Source organism: Granulicatella sp. 20925_1_45 (genome assembly GCF_041433555.1).
Classification (GTDB): Bacteria; Bacillota; Bacilli; order Lactobacillales; family Aerococcaceae; genus Granulicatella.
On the sequence record NZ_JAPWBR010000008.1, the window covers coordinates 41426 to 60681 of the forward strand.

Below are 19256 nucleotides of genomic sequence, written 5' to 3' on the forward strand. Positions count from 1 at the left end.
CTAAACGCGAATATTAGCAACAAAAAAAGAAGTGGTATTCGCCACTCCTTTTTCTTTTAGTTATTCTTCTATTAATTTAATTCCTTTACGCTCTTTTTCCACCGGTGTCATAAAGTCATGATAATCCCCAGGTTCATCCTCTTCTAGCCCTGCTTCTGAGAGGCCTACATAATAAGAACCTTTAACTTCTCCTACGTTTGAACCAAAGAACCCTTCTCTCAAGTTTTTTTGAACCCTTACATTCATATACTCCATCGACTCTTCAGCAAGTTCTTGTACCTCAAATCTTACAATCAACTGCGTTTGGTCTTTTCTATACTCGTCTTCGTCGTATTTCCCAAAGGAGTAGCTGACTGGCGAAGGCTTTGGGCTTTCGTATTCTGCGAAATCTACAGCATTGAATTGTTCTCGTAACTCTTTAATTTTTTCATCTATCTTTTCCAATTTTTCTCGGACTTCCTTAGAATTTCCCTCCTGCCATACTTTAATACTTTCCTTTCTCAGTGCCTCTAATTGGACTTCCAATTTTTCTCGAAGTTTTTGTTTATGGCGATAGAAATTGCGTTCAAATTGTTTTTGGGCTAGTTCTAAAATTTGTTTTTCATTTTTCCCGCTTAAATCCCCGAGGTCCAAATCCAATCCTGTATAGGCAAGCACGTTTCCTTTTCCATCAAAATGATAGACCGCCGTCACCGTGTTATGTGGATCTAACTCTGTTTTCTCTCCGTGATGCACATCCATCCAAATCCTATCTGACTGCAACGCATATGGTAGAGGGATTTTTTCCTTTTTTCCGCATGCTGCAAGCATAACAGCTACTACCGACAACAACGCTAGTTTTATCCATGTCTTCATCATTCTTCCTCCAACGTTCGAACTTTCACTTTCATTATACTACACGCAATCAGAATCTGCTCCTATTCCAAACAAAAACGCCAGAGCACCATTGTACTCTGACGTCTAAAGGGATTATTTATCTGAATTCCACACTGGGAAGTATTGTCCTGGTGCGACTTCATCCATTTTTTTCGCTACATCGTCTGTTTGATATAATTCAACGATTTTTTTGTATGTTGGGTTGTCAGCATCTGCTGCTTTAACAACGATGATGTTGTAACGATCTTTAGGAATTGTATCTAAGTGGTTTGCATCTGAGAAGATGTTGTCTTCGATTTTCAAACCAGCATCTTGTGCCATAGAACCATTAATTGAAGCTGCATCAACGTCTTGTAATAAACGTGGTGCTTGTGCTGATTCTGCTTCGATGATTTCTAAGTTACGAGGGTTGCTTGTGATGTCGGCTAATGAAGCTTTTGTTCCAACGCCGTCTTTTAATGTGATTAAGCCTTCTGTTTGTAGTGCGACTAATGCACGACCTTGGATAGCTACTTCTTTAGGAACTAATACTTTTGCTTTATCTGGTAAATCTTTTAATGATTTATATTTCGTTGAGAAATAATATAATGGTGTGATAAATGTTGTACCGATTTCTTTTAAATCAGTTCCTTTATCTTTGTTCCATTGTGCTAAATACGCACGGTGTTGGAACGCGTTCATTTGAACAGAACCTTCTTCAAGAGCTGTATTTGGTAATACGTAGTCGTTCATTTCTACAACTTCGATATTGATGTTCTCTTTTTTCGCTTTTTCAGCTACGTAATCCCAGATTTCGTGTGCTGCGCTACCTACTACGGCAACTTTAACTGTTTGTGCTGGAGCTTCAGTTGCTTTTGAAGCCTCGCTAGATTGTTGTGAACTTTGGTTTCCGCATGCTGCTAAAGTAATTGCTGCAACGGCTGTTAAAAATAAGTGTTTAATTTTCATTTTGTTTTTCCTCCATTTTCTTACGTTTGTTGTGTTGGTTGTGAATTACTTTGAAACATTCCTCCTTAAACTGTCGAACACAATAAAAAAATCCTTTGCCCAAATAGGACAAAGGACGATCATTTCAAAAATACCGTGTTACCACCTTTATTCGTTTATCCATCACTAGATAAACCTCACCCGATTCCACATCTCTGCGTTGAAATCGTACCGCTATAACGGGCGCCCCGTACTTCCCTTACAATTGTTCAGAAAGTCCGCTCAATGGCCATCTTCCCCATTTCGTCACTACTTAGTTCCACCAACCCTAAGCTCTCTACTCAGTGCCTCGATGAGTACTCTCCATCTCGATGCGTTATGGATTCCATTATACGCTCATTCTTTTCGATGTCAACAAAACTCTTTCATTTATAGACATTTGTTTTTGAAACAGAAACAAAACCATCAAACTGACTCTAGCATAAAGAAAACCTCCACACGAAAGTTCGCGTAGAGGTTAAAACAGTCTTATTTAGCAACAGTTGTTGTTGTTTCAGAATCTGCTGCTTGTAAGAAATTCTTCAAAGCATTTTGTAAGCTTTCGTCTGTGATTTTCACGTCAGCAGCTTTCACTAAATCAACCATTGTTTGGTGTAAGTATGCAGAATCTTTCAATTTCGCATCTAACATTTCTTTTTCCATTTGTTCTTTCATTTCATCAAATGGTTTCTTCTCTTCTTTCGATACTAACTTAATGATGTGGTATCCGAATTGAGTTTGAACTGGCGTTTCAGTGATATCTCCAACATTCTTCAAGTCGTAAGCTGCTGTTGAGAATTCAGTTACCATGTCTGAACGTTTAAATGGTCCAATTTGTCCGCCTTTTGCAGCTGTACCAGTGTCTGCAGAGTTTGCTTTTGCTAATTCCGCAAAGTCAGCACCATCTTTTAATTGTTTGATTAATTCTTCAGCTTTTGCTTTAGCAGTTGCTTTTTCCTCATCAGATGCATCAGATTTAGCTGCAATTAAGATATGTTGAACTGTAATTTGTGGTTCCCACGCATCATAGTACGCTTTGATATCTTCTTCTGAGAAGTTCGCAGCTTTCTTCACTGCTTCTGTCATTAATTTATTTAAGTAAAGTGTTTGACGGTATGCGTCTACAGAAGTAATTCCGCTTTGTTGTAAAGCCGCTAATAACCCAGGTTCACCGCCGTATTGAGCTACTAATTTAGCCACTTCTTCATCTGCAGCTGTTTTAAGAGATTTTGCATCTTCAATAGATCCTTCTAGTACTTTTGTTAATACTAAACGTTGTAGTGTTTGTTCTCCAACTGTGTCTTTCATTGCTGTCACAAATTCATCTTTTGTAACGTTACCGTATTTAGTAGTCGCAACGTTTTCAGATGATCCATTTGAGCATGCCGCTAATGCGAAAGTTGATGCAAGCGCTAATGCTCCTACGAATTTTTTCTTCATAAAATTCCCTCTCCAATCGGTTTTCTTTTTAATCGATGTTATTAATATACCACAGTTTTAAGCTGTTTCCTAATTTTCCACCCATCTCTTACTTTTTCTTAACTTTCTAAAAAGCAAAAGAGCCAGGACCTATTTCCTGACTCTTCGGTAAGTTAAGTTTAGTTCAAAAAATATTGTGATTATTGTAATACACGAATTGTGATTGTACGACGTCCGAAGTTGTAAACATCATTCAAGTTTACTAAGTGAACATCAATTCTATTTCCGTAAATGGCGCCACCTGTATCTGCAGCACGGAAAATACCATATCCTGGAATTTCAACATATGATCCTAATGGAATCACACTTGGGTCAACCGCAATCACGTTTGGTTCACTAACAAGGTTTGTTCCATCAGCAGTATAGTTTGATAAACCAGCTTCGTTATATGAGTAAGCTGTTGCTTCTACTGTTAAGTAGTAACCACCTTGGCTTGAAGAAGCCGCAGCAGCTTGTGTTGTTTGAGTTGCTTCTGTTGCTTGAGCAGCTTGCGTTGTTTCAGTTGCTGGAGTCGCTTGAGCAGCTTGCGTTGTTTCAGTTTCTTGGGCTGCTTGTGTTGTCGCTTCAGTCGTTTCAACTTCTTTTACTTCATTGTTGTTTTGAACACGGTATGAGTGTTGTTCTGTTCCGTTATCCACTGTCACTTCTTTTTGGTCAGCTGAGAAACGTAACACTGTCCCTGGGTAAATAAGGTTTGCATCTTGAATTTCGTTCACTTTAACTAATGTATCTAATGATGCACCAGTTGCTTCAGAAATCACTGATAACGTATCTCCCCATTTGATTGTGTACTCTTGTACACCTTTATCGTCTGTTTTTACATCTTGTTTTACTTGTTCTACAGTACGTGCTGTCCATTCTACTTCGTTGGCACTTGCTGTTGTTGCTGAAAATCCTGCAAAACTAAATAAAGCAAGTGATGCTGTCACCATCATGAATTGTTTCTTGATTGGTTTCATATTTTCCTTTCCGATTCCGACTTTTTCTAAAGTCAAAAACCTCGTTCGCTTGGATTTTTTGGTTGCGAACTTAATTGATGCTAATTATTTTAGCACAGGAAAAACTCAAAATGTTGATTTTATGCGGTTTGTTAAGGTCACTTAATTTTTTTGACTTTTTCTGATGTTATTATTACAAACGCATGACAAGAACATATGTTTCTGTAATAGTCGAAACCGTTCTGTAACACGTTCGTAGAATTTTCTTACAATCTCAGTCATACTTTCTTCATTTATTACACTGTTTTTCGTTCTTTTTTGAGGCAAAAACCTATCAAATCGCACTTTTTCATGCACTCGACACATCAAAAAAGACCTCCCTATTCATCCATAGGAAGGTCACTAAACATTCGTTAAGCCGTTTGATTTAATTCACTCATTTGAATCGTTTGATTGATATTTTCTTTTAACGCTTCGGGAAGATGGTGCGTTACCCATAAAACGGTCACGCTCTTATCTTCTAAGATTGGCTTCAATACCTCAATGGTTGTCTTTTCATCTAAGTTGGAGCTGACTTCATCGAGCAAGAAGACTTTTGGTTGTTTCATCAATCCACGTGCAAAGGCAATGCGTTGCAACTGACCGCCGGATAGATTTGAATCGCCATCGCCTAAGACTGTATCTAATCCCATCGGCAAGTTTCTTACGATAGAAGCAAGTCCCACTTTTTCAAGAGATGCCCAAACCTCTTCATCTGTATACGCTTCAGTGAGCGTTACATTTTCGCGAATGGTTGTCGTGAAGATATGTGGTTTTTGAGCGATATAGACCATTTGACGATATAACTCATTATAGGATTGTTTCTTCACATCGACTCCAGCAAGCTTCACTTCGCCTAAATACTCCGTTAATTTAGCAGCGATAATATTTAACAGCGTTGATTTCCCTGTTCCACTTTCGCCAGTAATCGCGTATTTTTGTCCTTCATTAAATCCAAGAGACACATGATTTAAAATCACCTTTTCTCCGTAGTTAAATGAAACATCACTCACTTCAATAAGAGTGCGCGGTGCCTCTTCTGGTACTTCCTCTACAAGGGCTGCTGGTTCTAATTGCTCATATTTGTTAAATAATGAGTCAGCACTCTTAATCGAACCAATCTTTTGACTAATATTTCCGAGCACGTTGAAGATGGTGCTACTTAGTGCCATTGCTGCTAGAATACTCCCGATACTCACTTCGCCAATATAAGCCAAGTATCCCGTTAAGATGAATACTGAAATTTGGCTAAAGACATTCCCAATACCACCACTAACGGCAACTTTGGCCATCGACTTACTAAAATCGCGGTGCGTATCTCCTACTTCAACCGATTTTTCATGAATTTTTGCTTTTAAATACGCTAGCTTCCGAAAGACAAATAGGGTATCATATCCACTCAATAAATCCGAAATGGATTTTGCAAATTTTTCATTGGCTTCTGACACTTTGATGGTTTTTTCTGTCAGTTCTGCTGAGAATAAAGCCGGTAACACGGCCATGATGACAATACAGATAGCTGCTAGTAAAACGATAGACCAATGATACATAAACAACGCTACCGCAGAAATGACCGCAGAAATAATTCCTCCGATGACTTCAAAGGTTGGATTCATCGCATTCCCTTTAATCTGTTCCAAGTCACTTGTAAACCACGAGATGTACGTTTGACTATTCTTTTCATAGAAGCGACCATAAGACGTCGCTTCGATAGAATGACTAATACGGTCCCTTAACCATGTCGCTACCTTTTGATTAAAGTAGGCTTGATAGCGAATCAACATATATGTAAACAATAGATAAAATGCAAAAATAACAACTAAACAAATAGCCTTATAAAAGAAATTATGAATATCCATGTTCACTAAAGTATCTAAAGTCTGCGCATTCACGATACTGGATACAAGCTCCGCCCCTGCAATGAGGGTGAGCAACGTAATCATGATGAACACTTCTTTTTTAAATTTCTGAAAAACAACCTTCATATATACTCGCTCCACTTCAAAATCTGACTATGCTCATAGTGTACCATTGTCTTAATCCAATGTATATAGGACTTTTGGCGGAAAACAAAAGAACTTTCCTTTTTTGCATAAAAAACCACACCCATTCAGGTGCGGTTCATTTATTTCATTATGCTTTTGTTTTTTCAGCGCGGTCACGTTTCATTTGGCTTGAACGTAATTGTCCGCAGGCTGCTTCGATATCATGTCCGAATTCTTTACGAACGACACAGTTGATGTGGTTTTTCTTCAACACATCGTAGAAGGCTACTACGCGTTCTTTTCCACTACGTTCATATTGGTCATGTTCACGAACTTTGTTATACGGAATTAAGTTGACATATGAAAGACGTTTTTTATCCGCTAGAAGGTCAGCCAATTGTTGCGCTTGTTCCACCGAATCATTCACGTGATCGAGCATGATGTACTCGAAGGTTACACGACGATTGGTTTTAGCAATGTATTCATTAATGGCATCCATCACGACTTCGATTGGATATTTACGGTTGATACGCATGATACGAGAACGTGTATCGTTATCTGGCGCATGAAGTGATAATGCAAGGTTGACTTGTAATCCTTCGTCTGCGAACTCACGAATCTTCGGAGCCAAACCACTTGTAGATACAGTGATATGACGAGCCCCGATTCCAAGCCCTTTATCAGAGTTGACCACTTTCAAGAACTTAATCACGTTATCATAGTTATCAAATGGTTCTCCAATCCCCATGACTACGATATGGCTGACACGGTCCCCAGGAGACACTTCGTCTAATGTGCGTTGTACGTGCATGACTTGCGCCACGATTTCCCCAGCAACGAGGTCACGTTGTTTTGCGATAATCCCGCTGGCACAGAAAGTACATCCGATATTACATCCTACTTGTGTCGTCACACAGATGGATAAGCCGTATTCTTGTGGCATTAATACCGTTTCGATTAAGAGGCCATCTGCTAATTCAAAGAGGAATTTACGTGTTCCGTCTGTTGATTGTTGTTTGATACGTTCGTTTAACACTGGGAATGTGAACTCTTCTTGTAATTGTTCAATCAGTGCTTTCGGTAAGTTTGTCATTTCTTCAAAACTAGTTACACGTTTGCGATAAAGCCAGTCCCATAATTGACCTGCTCTGAATTTCTTTTCGCCTTTTGCTTCAAACCAAGCTGTTAGCTCTTCTAGTGGCATGCCGTAAATAATTGGTTTTCCTTCATATTGACGAACCACTCGTCCAATTTTTCTAACCATATCTATTCCTCTTTCCTATACTTGAAATGCTCTAATGATTGTTTCTCTGTTTGCATGAGCGCTTAATAACACCGATAATTTCACACGAGCCTTTTGTCCGCTAAGCCCTGTTGTGAAAATCACTCCTGCTTCATGAAGCTGTTTGCCTCCGCCAAGATAATTATAGACGTCATACGTTACACCGTTAAATGCGCGGGATACCAGAACGACTGGAATCCCTTTATCTAAGCAACGTTGCAATCCAGGAAGTGCCATTGGAGGAAGATTTCCTGCCCCAAGAGCTTCGATGACTACTCCATTGGCATCTGAATCGGCAATGGCATCAAATAACATGGAATCCATTCCAGCATATGCTTTTAATAAGTATACCTTATCCAAGAGTTCTTTAATTGGATAATATTCATGATGTAAGAATTTTTGGAAGTAAATGACTTCACTCTTTGATACTAATCCAAGCGGTCCAAAGGTTGGTGTTTGGAAAGTCGCAACGTTTGTAGTATGTGTCTTTGTCACATATGTTGCCGCATGAACTTCATCATTCATCACGACAAGAACGCCTTTATCCACACTCTCTGGACTCGTTACCGTAATAATGGCACTGCGTAAGTTCGCTAACCCGTCCGCTCCGATTTCATTGCTGGAACGCATCGCTCCCGTTAAAACGATTGGGAATGTTCCATCTGTTGTTAACTCTAAAAAATACGCCGTCTCTTCTAATGTATCGGTTCCGTGAGTCACCACCGCTCCGTCAAAGCCTTCCTGTTGCGCTTGAACGATTCGCTTTTGAACTTCCCACATTTTTTCCTCTGTCATATGTGGAGACGGAAGATTAAATAGATCCTCTACGACGACACTTGCGATTGGGGCAAAAATGGTGTCGGAGTTGGTTAATGGGTTTGTGCTTGTTGGGGTTACGTTACCGGTTGAGCGGTCTTCACTCATGGCAATCGTACCACCGGTGTTTATGACGATAATTTTCTTCATGGCGCTACTACTTTCTTTCATTTTCTCTTTACATAGGATACCACAAAACAGCAAAAAGTGCCGAAGTATTTGTAAGTAAATACGCACAAAAAAGATGATACCTTCGAATCCTTGCGGATTATTTTTATAATCGCTGTTACAGGGCACCGGTGCAAGCCTCGGTCTTGCACCTTCGAAGCTTCAAACGCGAAGTACGGAACAAGTCCCTACTTCGCCTAAGCACAGTGGTTGAATGGGATGAGCTTCGCTATGTCTAGCTTGCTCATCCCTATTCAACTTTGTGGGGGAAAGAAAACGAAATCCCCTAAATACATTAATGTATTTAAGAGATTTCTGTCTTTCTCCCTCTTCTCCGATGCGATTTCCTGTTACTGCGATTATAAAATCAGCAACTTTCTTCGGTATCACTTTTTGTGCATTTTATTCAAATCCCTTATAAAAAAATGAAAAAAAGTGTTGTGCCACTCAGTTTGAAGGAATCTTGCTGGGTGATATAAAGTGCATCCCATAGGAGTTTCTGAGGTTTTTTGGCAACTTAAAGTTGGGTGTGACTGAAAAAAATTTTTTTGATTTTTTCTCGGATTTTTACTACTATCTTCCGAAATTGTGCAATGCTTCTAAAACTAGGTTGTTGAACAAACCGCTAAAAACCGCATCATTTCAACGTTTATATTTTACTTTTAATTTTAAAATTTGAAATGTAACATATATGCTACATTTTTATTTTTTGCATCTTCAACAAAAAAAACCGCAGCCTTACACGGGCTACGGTTTGCGTCTTATTTAATTGTGTATTGACGTTGGTGGTCAACAACGGCTGTTAATGTAATCGGGCTGTTGTCTTCGCGTGTGAAAGTTTGTTCACCGCTTGCGTCCACCACTTCTGTGAAGATTTCTTCGTATTCTTCTACTGTCAACATTTTGCGATTTTCTAGTAACGCTTTATGTTCTGCGATATGCAATTGGTTTTCGAAGCCTTCGACTAATTCTCCGGCGAAGAATTCCCCAACGGCTCCTGATCCATAGCTGAAGAATCCGATGCGGTCTCCGGCTACTAAAACAGAACTGTTATCTAATAATGAGATGAAGCTTAAGAATAATGAACCTGTGTAGATGTTTCCAACTTGGCGGTTATACACGGCTGCTTCTTGGTAACGCGCCGTAAAGCGTTCTTGTTCCTCTTCGCTCATTTCTTCTAAGAATGGCTTGAAGGCTTTCATCCCCATTTTTGTATATGGTAAATGGAAGCAAATCGCGTCAAAGTCTGAGAATTGCGCATTTGTTTTTGCTTGATAGTCGTTCCATACTTCTGCAAAGAAACGGATGTATTGCTCGTTTGAGAATTTTCCATCTACCATTGGATACGCTGCATAGTTTGGTCTCCAGAAGTCCATCACGTCATCTGTGAATAAGCTTGTTTCGTTATCTAAAACGAGTAAACGTGGGTCACTAGAAACAACCATTGCGACTGCTCCGGCACCTTGTGTTGGCTCCCCGCCAGAGTTTAATCCGTATTTAGCAATGTCGCTTGCGATAACTAGTACTCTTGAAGTTGGATTTAAGGCAATATGCCCTTTAGCTAATTGTAAGGCAGCTGTTGCCCCGTAGCAGGCATGTTTTAATTCTACACTACGAACACGGTTTGATAATCCAAGCATGCGTTGCATATAAACCGCAGCTGATTTCGATTGATCGATTCCTGTTTCTGTCCCAAATAAAATCATATCAATATCTTCACGGTCTTTATCATCAATGATTGATAACGCAGCATTTGCGGCTAAAGTCACGATATCTTGCGTCACTGGTGCTACTGCCATTGTAGACTGGCCAATTCCAATCGTGTACTTAGCTGGCTCTACTCCACGCGCGGCTGCTAATGCTTCCATATCTAATGCAGTCGGTGGTACGAAGAAGCCAATCTTATCTATCCCTATATTCATTGTTTTATTGTTCTCCTTTACGAATAAAGCTCTCCAAACACAAATAGAGCTTCCTGTTCTTTCTTAGCACACACTATAGTAGCAAAAATTCGCCGTTAGGACAATTGAATTCACCAAATGTTAGGGAATTTAAACAATTCTTTACTAATTATTTGTACTAAATTGATAGGTTTCTTATGCAAAATCTTATAAAATAGAAACGAAATAGGAAATATAGACTGGAAAGGAATGAAAATATGAACGGAAATGATATCGTCATCGTGAGTGCCACACGTACTGCGATTGGTAAATTTGGCGGGCAATTTGCTACCACTTCTGCTATCGAATTAGGAACAACGGTCGCAAAAGCTGCCATCCAAAAAGCGAATCTTTCACCTGAACAAATTGATACAGTCATCTTTGGAAATGTCTTACAAGCAGGCCTTGGACAAAATCCAGCTCGTCAAGTCGGACTTGGAGCTGGACTGAATCATGCAAGTACTGCCGTAACAATTAATGAAGTCTGTGGCTCTGGACTAAAAGCCATTATTTCAGCCGCACAAGTCCTTCGACTAGGAGACGCCAAAATCGTTTTAGCCGGCGGTATGGAAAATATGAGCCTTGCACCGCATTTATTACAACAACGCTTTGCTCCAAAAAATGGCCCTGTGACATTAGTCGACTCTTTATTTAATGATGGATTAACGGACGCCTACTCACAAGACGCGATGGGAATTACCGCTGAAAATATCGTTGAAAAATACGGATTTACACGCGAAGAACAAGACGCTTTCGCTGTGGCTTCGCAACAAAAAGCCGCTAAAGCACAAGAAGAAGGACGTTTCGCTAGCGAAATCACTCCCGTAGCAGTCTTCAATCGCAAAACAAAATCCGACGACTTAAAAGTAACGGACGAATTCATCCGTCCAAACACGAATCTTGAGAGTCTTGCTGGTCTCAAACCTTCCTTCAAAAAAGACGGAACAGTAACAGCCGGAAACGCCTCTGGAATTAACGATGGTGCCGCTTGTGTCATCATGACAACACGTGAATACGCAACAGAGCTTGGCCTTCCAATTCTTGCAACCTTGAAAGGCTATGCCGAAGCTGGTGTCGATCCTTCGATTATGGGAATCGGTCCTGTCCCTGCCATTCAAAAATTAGTGGCGCGTACACGAATTCCGCTTGAAAAAGTGGATGTCTTTGAACTGAACGAGGCATTCGCCGCACAAAGCATGGCGGTCATCAAAGACTTGAAGATTCCAACTGAAAAAGTAAATCCATTTGGTGGTGCCATTGCGCTAGGCCATCCAATCGGTGCTTCTGGTACTCGTATTGTGGTCACACTGATCAATGCTCTCGACCAACTCGACGGTAAAATCGGTGTCGCTTCCCTCTGTGTAGGCGGCGGTATGGGTGTTGCCATCGCGATTGAACGCGAACAATAGTATAAATAATAAGAGTTGCCCAAAATTCACTTATAAGTGAATTTTGGACAACTCTCTTTTTATTGCTCTTCGTGTTTCTTTTGTTCGTGGCGCTGTTGATAGTACGCGCGAATCTCTTCGTTTTCCTCAGTAGCACGATAATGGACCTCAAAGCCATTCTTCTTCCAACTTAAAGTCGTCATGAGTTCATCCCATGTTGGCAATTTCACCTCAGGCAATTCAAACGGCACCATCTCAGACATATCTAACGAGTCTTTCCAAACTTCAAAGCGAGTCGAAACGAGTAATAGCGCAATACGTGTTAACAATTCACGTTTTTCTTCGTCCATATCCCCTGCTGCCTTCAAGAACTCTTGCACATAATGCATAAACTGTCCGTATAAATCATTCACCGTATCGATTCCAACAGAAAATAGTAGTTCAAAGAACACATTCCAGAACAATTCCAGTTCTTCATCGCTCACCGATTCCGTCCATTTCTTGAACGTTTGGTCATTCAACTGACTATTTTTGGTTAATTTTTCCATCTTAATAAATTGACCGTCTTCAATCTCCCATGTCATGGCGCTATGTTGCATCGCACCGGTGGCATTACTTTTGACAATGACATACGGCACTTCGGATTCTAGCATTAATCCAACAAGTGAATCTTGTGGAATATAACGCATCGCTAATGGCACTATATTTTGATATCCTTTTGTTTCAAGTACAGAACGGTACAATCCAGGAGAATCAAAGCAGAAAATATCGACAATGCGCAGTTGCACGTCTTCCTCCTGAGTAGCCGCAGCATAAATGGCTAAGTTACCACCCTTTGAATGTCCCGAAACCATTAAGTCCCCATCAAATAGACTGGCTTGTTTGGCTAAATACTCCTTGGCATCCGTCTGAGCCGCAACAAGTGGTGAATACGTCATTAGGAAGTCTTCCTTCCAGCCAATCAGCGTTTCATCCGTCCCTCTAAACACAACAAGTCTGACACTAGGTTCTACTTCCACCGTGACAGCTGCGAATTGTTTTGTTGTATCTTTATCCCAAACGCTTACCACACCGAAGAATTTCAACGATTGGAAACGAGGTGCATCCGCAATCACTTGCGATACTTCATGTCGCTCCTGCGTTATCATCATTGGATTCTCATCGAATAATTCTTGTTTATGTTCCTGCATATACTCGGCGATTTCTTTCACTGTGACAAAATTCTCACCATTTTCATCGCTTGGAACAACTTTTTCAAGTGGTAAATACTCTAATTCCGTTAAAACTAATGCGTCGATTTCAGAAAAGGCTCTTTCTTCAAACGAAACGTGCCCAAACTCTTTAATATAATCCAACATGTTTTTCATACGAAAATCCTCCATTATTTTGAGTGAGTCCATTACTATTCTACTCTGTCATTATGGCACTTGCAACTCTTTTTCCTGTGGGGCAAAAAGCCGTCATTTTCTATAGAATTCGCCCTTTTTTCGTGCTATACTACTGAAATGAAATTAAGGGGGTTGTTGTATGAAATTAGGATTTGATAGCGAGAAATACCTTGAAGAACAAAGTCAATTCATTCTTCAACGAGTAAACGCTTATGACAAACTATACTTAGAGTTCGGAGGCAAACTAATCGGCGATTTCCACGCGATGCGAGTATTGCCAGGATTCGATCCAGACGGAAAAATCAAATTACTTCACCGCCTACGCGACCAAGCAGAGATTATTATCTGCGTGTACGCTGGTGATATCGAACAAAATAAAGTTCGCAGTGACCTTGGGATTACTTATGACCAAGATGTTCTTCGCTTAATGGACGACCTTCACTATTGGGACCTTAAAATTAACAGCGTCCTCATCACTCGTTACACAGGGCAACCTGCTGCAACGCAATTCAAAAACTCACTCGAACGTCGCGGAATTAAAGTATACACGCACGGCTACACAGAAGGCTATCCGATGGACGTCGAAACCATCGTTAGTGACGCAGGATATGGCGCAAACGAATTTATCGAAACGACTCGCCCACTTGTCGTCGTAACCGCTCCTGGTGCCAACAGCGGAAAACTAGCGACTTGCTTAAGCCAGTTGTATCACGAAACAAAACGTGGACGTCGTGCCGGCTATTCTAAATTCGAAACATTCCCTGTATGGAATTTACCATTAAATCACCCAGTTAACGTGGCGTATGAAGCAGCCACTGCAGACTTAGAAGATGTCAACATGATTGATACCTTCCACCTTGCAAAATACGGTGAAACAACCGTGAACTACAACCGAGACATCGAAGCCTTCCCACTTCTCCGTCGTATTTTGACGAAGATTTACGGCGACGCCCCAATCCCTTACAACTCTCCAACAGATATGGGCGTGAACCGTGTCGGATTTGCTATCACTGATGATGAAGTCGTTCGCGAAGCTTCCAACCAAGAAATCATCCGCCGTTACTACGCAGGCCAATGCGATTACAAACGCGGAATCGGAACACTGGAAGCAGCTCAACGTGGCAAATACATCATGGAAGAAAGTGGACTCTCTCCACAAGACCGTCCAGTTGTAAAAGCCGCTCTTAAAAAAGAAGCTGAAGCCAAAGTCCCAGTTGTAGCCTTACAACTTCCAAACGGCAAAATCATTACAGGAAAACAATCAGACACCATGACAGCCAGCGCAGCCTGCCTACTCAACTGCATTAAGGAATTAGCAGAAATTGGTGACTCTATCCATTTATTACCACCAGTCATTTTAAATGCGATTGGACAACTCGGAAGCGACGTTCTAAAACACCAACGCCGCTCACTCGATAGCAAAGAAGTCTTAATCGCACTCAGCATCTCAGCAGTCACTAACCCTGCCGCAGAAGCTGCCAAAAACCAATTACAAAACTTGCGCCACTTACAAGCACACAGCACCGTCATCCTTCAAAAAGCCGACGAAGAAACCTTCCGAAGCCTAGGAGTGATGGCGACTTGCGAACCACAATTTGCTGGCACAAACCTTTACTACACAAACTAACCTCCAGCCCTCTCCAATCGGACGAGGGCTTTTTTATTAGCACAATCATCCTCCTAGCACCCGTCTCAGCACTCTCCCTGTTCCTCTAGCTGTCCCTAAGACCTATTCCTCTTTCCAACACCTCTTTCTAGAAGCAGAACCCTAAAAGTCCGCATTCTCTCCTTTTTTCAAAAAAATCTTCGTTACTTTGAAATTCGGCCTCTTAAAATAATCAATTCATCAATGTATTAATAAAAACGGAGAACTCCCCGGATTCTATGATAGTAATAATAGCGAGTGTAATCGATGCGAATTAGTGACTCTGGAAATTTATTTCCTAGAGTCACTTTGAGGCTCGATAGGTGATGAGACGTAAGGCTCACACCGGTACAGCTATTATCACTATCATGAAGATATCCGAGGAGAGTTCGTAGTTTTTATAATTTGTTTGATGTTCTGAACTTATTTCTCTGCTCCCGAATTTCAAAGGAACGAAGTTCCTTTATTCATTTTTTTGCACAAAAAAAATCGAGAGCGTGTCTCGATTTTTCTTAGTTTCTAAAGATCTTGGCTTCTAAAAAGAGGTCGTTGTAAAGCGATAATAGGTCGGTTCCTAAATTCTCGTAAACCTCCATTTTTTCCATCGCTTCCTCACTCGGATAGAAGCTCTCATCCGAAGTAATTTCTTCTGGTAAGAGTGCTAGCGCATCCTTGTTAGGAGTTGCATACCCAACATACTGAGCATTCTTAGCTGCGATTTCCGGACGCAACATGAAGTTGATAAACGCATACGCGCCTTCCTTGTTGCCAACCGTTTTTGGAATGACAATATTATCAAACCATAAGTTCGTTCCTTCGCTTGGAACCACATAGGCTAAATCTTCATTCTCGCTCAACATTTTTGAGGCTTCTCCAGAGAAAGTCACGGCTACGTTTGCTTCCCCTTGAATCATATACATCTTCATTTCGTCAGCGATGATTGCTTTAGCATTTGGCATCAATGTCTTCAAGAACTTACCAGATTCTTTAACAATCGTTTCGTCTTTTTCATTGAGAGAATACCCTTGAGTTTGTAAGGCAATCCCCATCATTTCACGAGCACCATCGATAAAGAGAATCGAATCTTTCAAATCCGTTTTCCATAAATCGCGCCACTCGCTTATAAACCCTTCTGGATAAACTTTCTTATTATAAACAATTCCTAGCGTTCCCCAGAAATAAGGGATGCTATAAGTGTTGTCTGGGTCAAAGGATTTATGCAAGAAACGTGGATCGATATGTTCCATCCCTTTGATTTTTGAGTAATCCAGTTTTTCTAGTAAGTTCTCTTTTACCATCTTATTGATAGTGTACTCACTAGGAATGGCGATATCGTAGTTTGTTCCACCTTGCTTAATTTTTGTGAGCATGGCTTCGTTGGAATCGAACGTTTCATAAATGACCTTATAACCCGTTTCTTCTTCAAACTGTGTAATGAGTTCTGGGTCGATATAGTCTCCCCAGTTATATACGATAATTGTTTGAGGATCTCCTGCCGTTGCCGTTTCAAAATTCTTACGGATTCCAAACAACACTAGGCAAGATACTACGATTGCCCCAATTAACATCGTTAGTCGCTTCATAGTGTGACTCCTTTCAATAAGTCACTCTCAGCGTTTTTCCCATTTACTCGTTTTTGTTGGAATTTTTGAATGAAGTAATATCCAATTACAAGTGATAATGAGAATAGGAACATCAATGTACTTAAGGCATTGATTTCTAAGCTGATTCCTTGGCGCGCACGTGAGTAGATTTCAACGGCTATCGTTGAGAATCCATTCCCTGTTACGAAGAATGTCACGGCAAAGTCGTCTAACGAATAAGTAAATGCCATAAAGAATCCACTGAGAATTCCTGGTGTAATCGATGGTAAAACGATGCGTGTTAATACTTGTGAGCTTGTAGCACCTAAGTCACGAGCCGCTGTAATCATCGATGGGTTCATTTCTGATAATTTTGGTAAAACCATTAGTACAACGATTGGAATGTTAAACGCGATGTGCGCAAGTAATACCGACATAAAGCCGAGTTTGAATCCAACCACTGTGAAGAGAATTAAAAGGCTGGCACCGATGATAACGTCAGGAGATACCATCAAAATATTGTTAAAGCCTAATAATACTTGTTTGCGACGGTTTGAACGGATGTAATGGATCATGATGGCTCCAAGAGTTCCAATCACAGTCGCAATTAAAGATGATAAGAGTGCAAGAATCAGTGTATCTAACACAATTCCGATTAAACGTGTATCCGCAAGAACGGCTTTATAATGGTCAAGTGTGAAACTCTCGAATCCGTTCATGCTACCAGCACTGTTAAATGAGTAAAAAATCAGGTAGAAAATCGGAGCGTATAAAACTACGAATACGAAAACTAAGTAGAGATTCGTCCACTTGCTATAATTTTCTAATTTCATTCTGATACGCCTCCTTTTCTACGGTCTCTTGTAATAAACATTAAAATAATCATCGCTACAATCAATACAACCCCGATGGTAGAACCCATTCCCCAGTTTTGTGTTACTAAGAAATGTTGCTCAACGGCTGTACCAAGTGTAATCACGCGGTTTCCTCCAATTAAACGAGTCAACATGAAGAGTGAGAGTGATGGAATAAATACGGCTTGTACTCCACTACGCACCCCATTCATCGTTAATGGGAAGATAACACGTCTAAACGTATCCCATTTTGTTGCCCCAAGGTCGCGGCTTGCCGCAATGAGAGAACTTGGCAACTCTTCGATAGAGTTGAAGATTGGCAAAATCATAAATGGTAACTCGATGTACGCTGCTACCGTTAAGAAACTGAAGTCAGTGAATAGGAATTCTTGTGGTGCCAATCCAAATAATGAAAGGAAGTTGTTCACTGTTCCTGTTTGGCTAAAGATTCCGATAAATGCATAGGCTTTTAATAGTAGGTTTACCCATGTCGGTAAGATGATTAATAAAAGCCATAGTTGTTTATGTTTTGTACGACTTAGGAAAAGTGCTGTTGGATAACTCACGAGTAGCGTTACAAGTGTTACTAGAAATGCGTACCACACAGAGTTGAATGTCATTTCTAAGTAGTTTCCTGACGCGAAATAGTTCGTGTAGTTTCCAAGCGTTACTTGACCATTGATGTCGAAGAATGATTTATAAAAAATCATTCCAAGTGGCGTTACTACGAATAATAACAACCAGATAAAGTATGGAATGGAAAATAATAGACGCGATTGTTTAGTCATTTTCTTCTACCTCGTCTTCGTAGCTTTCTAAACGAGCGTCGAAGTCTTCTTCACTTTCTCCAAAACGCATTACGTGGATATCTTGTGGTTCAAAGTATAAGCCCACTTTTGATCCAACTTCTGCCTTACGAGTTGAGTGAATCATCCATTCGTTGCCATTTTCGTCATAGCAGATGATTTCGTAGTGGACTCCGCGGAACAATTGCGTGTCCACTTCAACTGTTAATTTTCCTTTGTCGATAGACGTTAACGATAAGTCTTCTGGACGAATCACGATCTCAACTTTTTCGTTTGGACGCATACCGGCATCGGCACACTCGAATTCTTTTCCAACGAACTCAACAAGGTAGTCTTCTTTCATGACACCATCAACGATATTACTTTCACCGATAAAGTCCGCAACGAAACGGTTGATTGGCTCGTCGTAAATATCAACTGGCGTTCCTGATTGAACGATTTCCCCTTTGCTCATAACGAAGATTTCATCACTCATCGCTAACGCTTCTTCTTGGTCATGCGTTACAAAGATAAATGTGATTCCTAGACGTTGTTGCAATTCACGAAGTTCGTATTGCATGTCTGTACGAAGTTTTAAGTCTAATGCTGATAATGGTTCATCAAGTAGTAGCACTTCTGGTTCATTGACAAGCGCGCGGGCGATGGCCACACGTTGTTGTTGTCCCCCAGACATTTGTGAGATTTCACGGTTTTCGTATCCAGATAATTGCACCATTTTTAAAGCGTCTGCCACTTTTTCTTTAATGATGTTTTCTGGAGTTTTCTTTAAACGTAATCCAAACGCGATATTTTCGAATACGTTCATATGTGGGAATAATGCGTAGTCTTGGAAAACAGTGTTCACTTTACGTTTGTTTGGCGGAAGGTTAGTAACGTCTGCCCCGTTTAAAGTCACTTTTCCGTTTGATACATCTGTAAATCCAGCGATAATACGCAAGATTGTTGTTTTACCGCATCCCGAAGGCCCTAGTAATGTATAGAATTTTCCTTTTTCGATTTCGAAGTTAATATTTTTTAATACATGAGTGTCCTCATAAAATTTGTTCACATTCTCAAATGAGATAATTGTGTTGTTTGACATTGCTAGCACCTAACTTTCTTAA

15 protein-coding genes and 1 other annotated feature are annotated in these 19256 nt (G+C 40.4%); of the genes, 2 read left to right on the forward strand and 13 right to left on the reverse strand.

Annotation, left to right across the window (positions count from 1 at the left end):
* Positions 1–60: 60 nt before the first annotated feature.
* The 8 genes from O3798_RS03985 to O3798_RS04020 form a co-directional block, all read right to left on the reverse strand.
* Entirely contained in the window at positions 61–855 is a 795-nt protein-coding gene (locus O3798_RS03985; RefSeq protein WP_371463468.1) for a hypothetical protein, read from the reverse strand.
* Positions 856–969: 114 nt separating this feature from the next.
* Entirely contained in the window at positions 970–1824 is an 855-nt protein-coding gene (locus tag O3798_RS03990) for a MetQ/NlpA family ABC transporter substrate-binding protein (protein ID WP_371463469.1), read from the reverse strand.
* 108 nt (positions 1825–1932) lie between these two features.
* Positions 1933–2184, reverse strand: a binding site (T-box leader).
* Between the two features lie 147 nt (positions 2185–2331).
* The gene (locus O3798_RS03995) at positions 2332–3282 is read right to left on the reverse strand and encodes a peptidylprolyl isomerase (protein ID WP_371463471.1); all 951 of its coding nucleotides are present in this window, start codon (positions 3280–3282) and stop codon (positions 2332–2334) included.
* A 179-nt stretch (positions 3283–3461) separates the two neighbouring features.
* On the reverse strand, positions 3462–4280 hold the full coding sequence (locus tag O3798_RS04000; protein WP_371463473.1) for a 3D domain-containing protein: 819 nt from the start codon (positions 4278–4280) through the stop codon (positions 3462–3464).
* Positions 4281–4672: 392 nt separating this feature from the next.
* The gene (locus O3798_RS04005) at positions 4673–6283 is read right to left on the reverse strand and encodes an ABC transporter ATP-binding protein (RefSeq protein ID WP_371463475.1); all 1611 of its coding nucleotides are present in this window, start codon (positions 6281–6283) and stop codon (positions 4673–4675) included.
* A gap of 148 nt (positions 6284–6431) precedes the next feature.
* Positions 6432–7547 (reverse strand): 23S rRNA (adenine(2503)-C(2))-methyltransferase RlmN, encoded by a 1116-nt coding sequence (rlmN, locus tag O3798_RS04010; RefSeq protein WP_371463477.1) that lies wholly within the window; start codon positions 7545–7547, stop codon positions 6432–6434.
* A gap of 15 nt (positions 7548–7562) precedes the next feature.
* Positions 7563–8531 carry an asparaginase gene (locus O3798_RS04015; protein ID WP_371463519.1) on the reverse strand — a complete coding sequence of 323 codons (969 nt, stop codon included), beginning with the start codon at positions 8529–8531 and terminating at the stop codon, positions 7563–7565.
* 779 nt (positions 8532–9310) lie between these two features.
* Positions 9311–10471 (reverse strand): hydroxymethylglutaryl-CoA synthase, encoded by a 1161-nt coding sequence (locus tag O3798_RS04020; protein WP_371463479.1) that lies wholly within the window; start codon positions 10469–10471, stop codon positions 9311–9313.
* 236 nt (positions 10472–10707) lie between these two features.
* Between O3798_RS04020 and O3798_RS04025 the strand changes: the two genes are divergently transcribed.
* Positions 10708–11898, forward strand: a complete 1191-nt coding sequence (locus tag O3798_RS04025) for an acetyl-CoA C-acyltransferase (RefSeq protein WP_371463481.1) — start codon at positions 10708–10710, stop codon at positions 11896–11898.
* A gap of 59 nt (positions 11899–11957) precedes the next feature.
* Here O3798_RS04025 and O3798_RS04030 read toward each other — a convergent pair whose 3' ends face one another.
* Positions 11958–13244, reverse strand: coding sequence for a DUF2974 domain-containing protein (locus O3798_RS04030; RefSeq protein ID WP_371463482.1), 1287 nt, complete (start codon positions 13242–13244; stop codon positions 11958–11960).
* A 160-nt stretch (positions 13245–13404) separates the two neighbouring features.
* Here O3798_RS04030 and O3798_RS04035 point away from each other — a divergent pair, with 160 nt between their 5' ends.
* Positions 13405–14892 (forward strand): DUF1846 domain-containing protein, encoded by a 1488-nt coding sequence (locus tag O3798_RS04035; RefSeq protein WP_371463484.1) that lies wholly within the window; start codon positions 13405–13407, stop codon positions 14890–14892.
* Between the two features lie 530 nt (positions 14893–15422).
* Here the strand turns inward: O3798_RS04035 and O3798_RS04040 are convergent.
* From O3798_RS04040 to O3798_RS04055, 4 genes are read right to left on the reverse strand one after another with little or no spacing between them, the layout of a single operon-like run.
* Complete coding sequence (locus O3798_RS04040) at positions 15423–16493, reverse strand: ABC transporter substrate-binding protein (protein ID WP_371463485.1); 1071 nt, start codon at positions 16491–16493, stop codon at positions 15423–15425.
* Positions 16490–17326, reverse strand: coding sequence for an ABC transporter permease (locus O3798_RS04045; RefSeq protein ID WP_371463487.1), 837 nt, complete (start codon positions 17324–17326; stop codon positions 16490–16492). The genes O3798_RS04040 and O3798_RS04045 overlap by 4 nt, the downstream gene beginning before the upstream one ends.
* Positions 17323–18135, reverse strand: coding sequence for an ABC transporter permease (locus O3798_RS04050; RefSeq protein ID WP_371446784.1), 813 nt, complete (start codon positions 18133–18135; stop codon positions 17323–17325). The genes O3798_RS04045 and O3798_RS04050 overlap by 4 nt, the downstream gene beginning before the upstream one ends.
* Entirely contained in the window at positions 18128–19234 is a 1107-nt protein-coding gene (locus O3798_RS04055; RefSeq protein ID WP_371463489.1) for an ABC transporter ATP-binding protein, read from the reverse strand. Before O3798_RS04055 ends, O3798_RS04050 begins: the two co-directional genes overlap by 8 nt.
* Positions 19235–19256 lie beyond the last annotated feature (22 nt).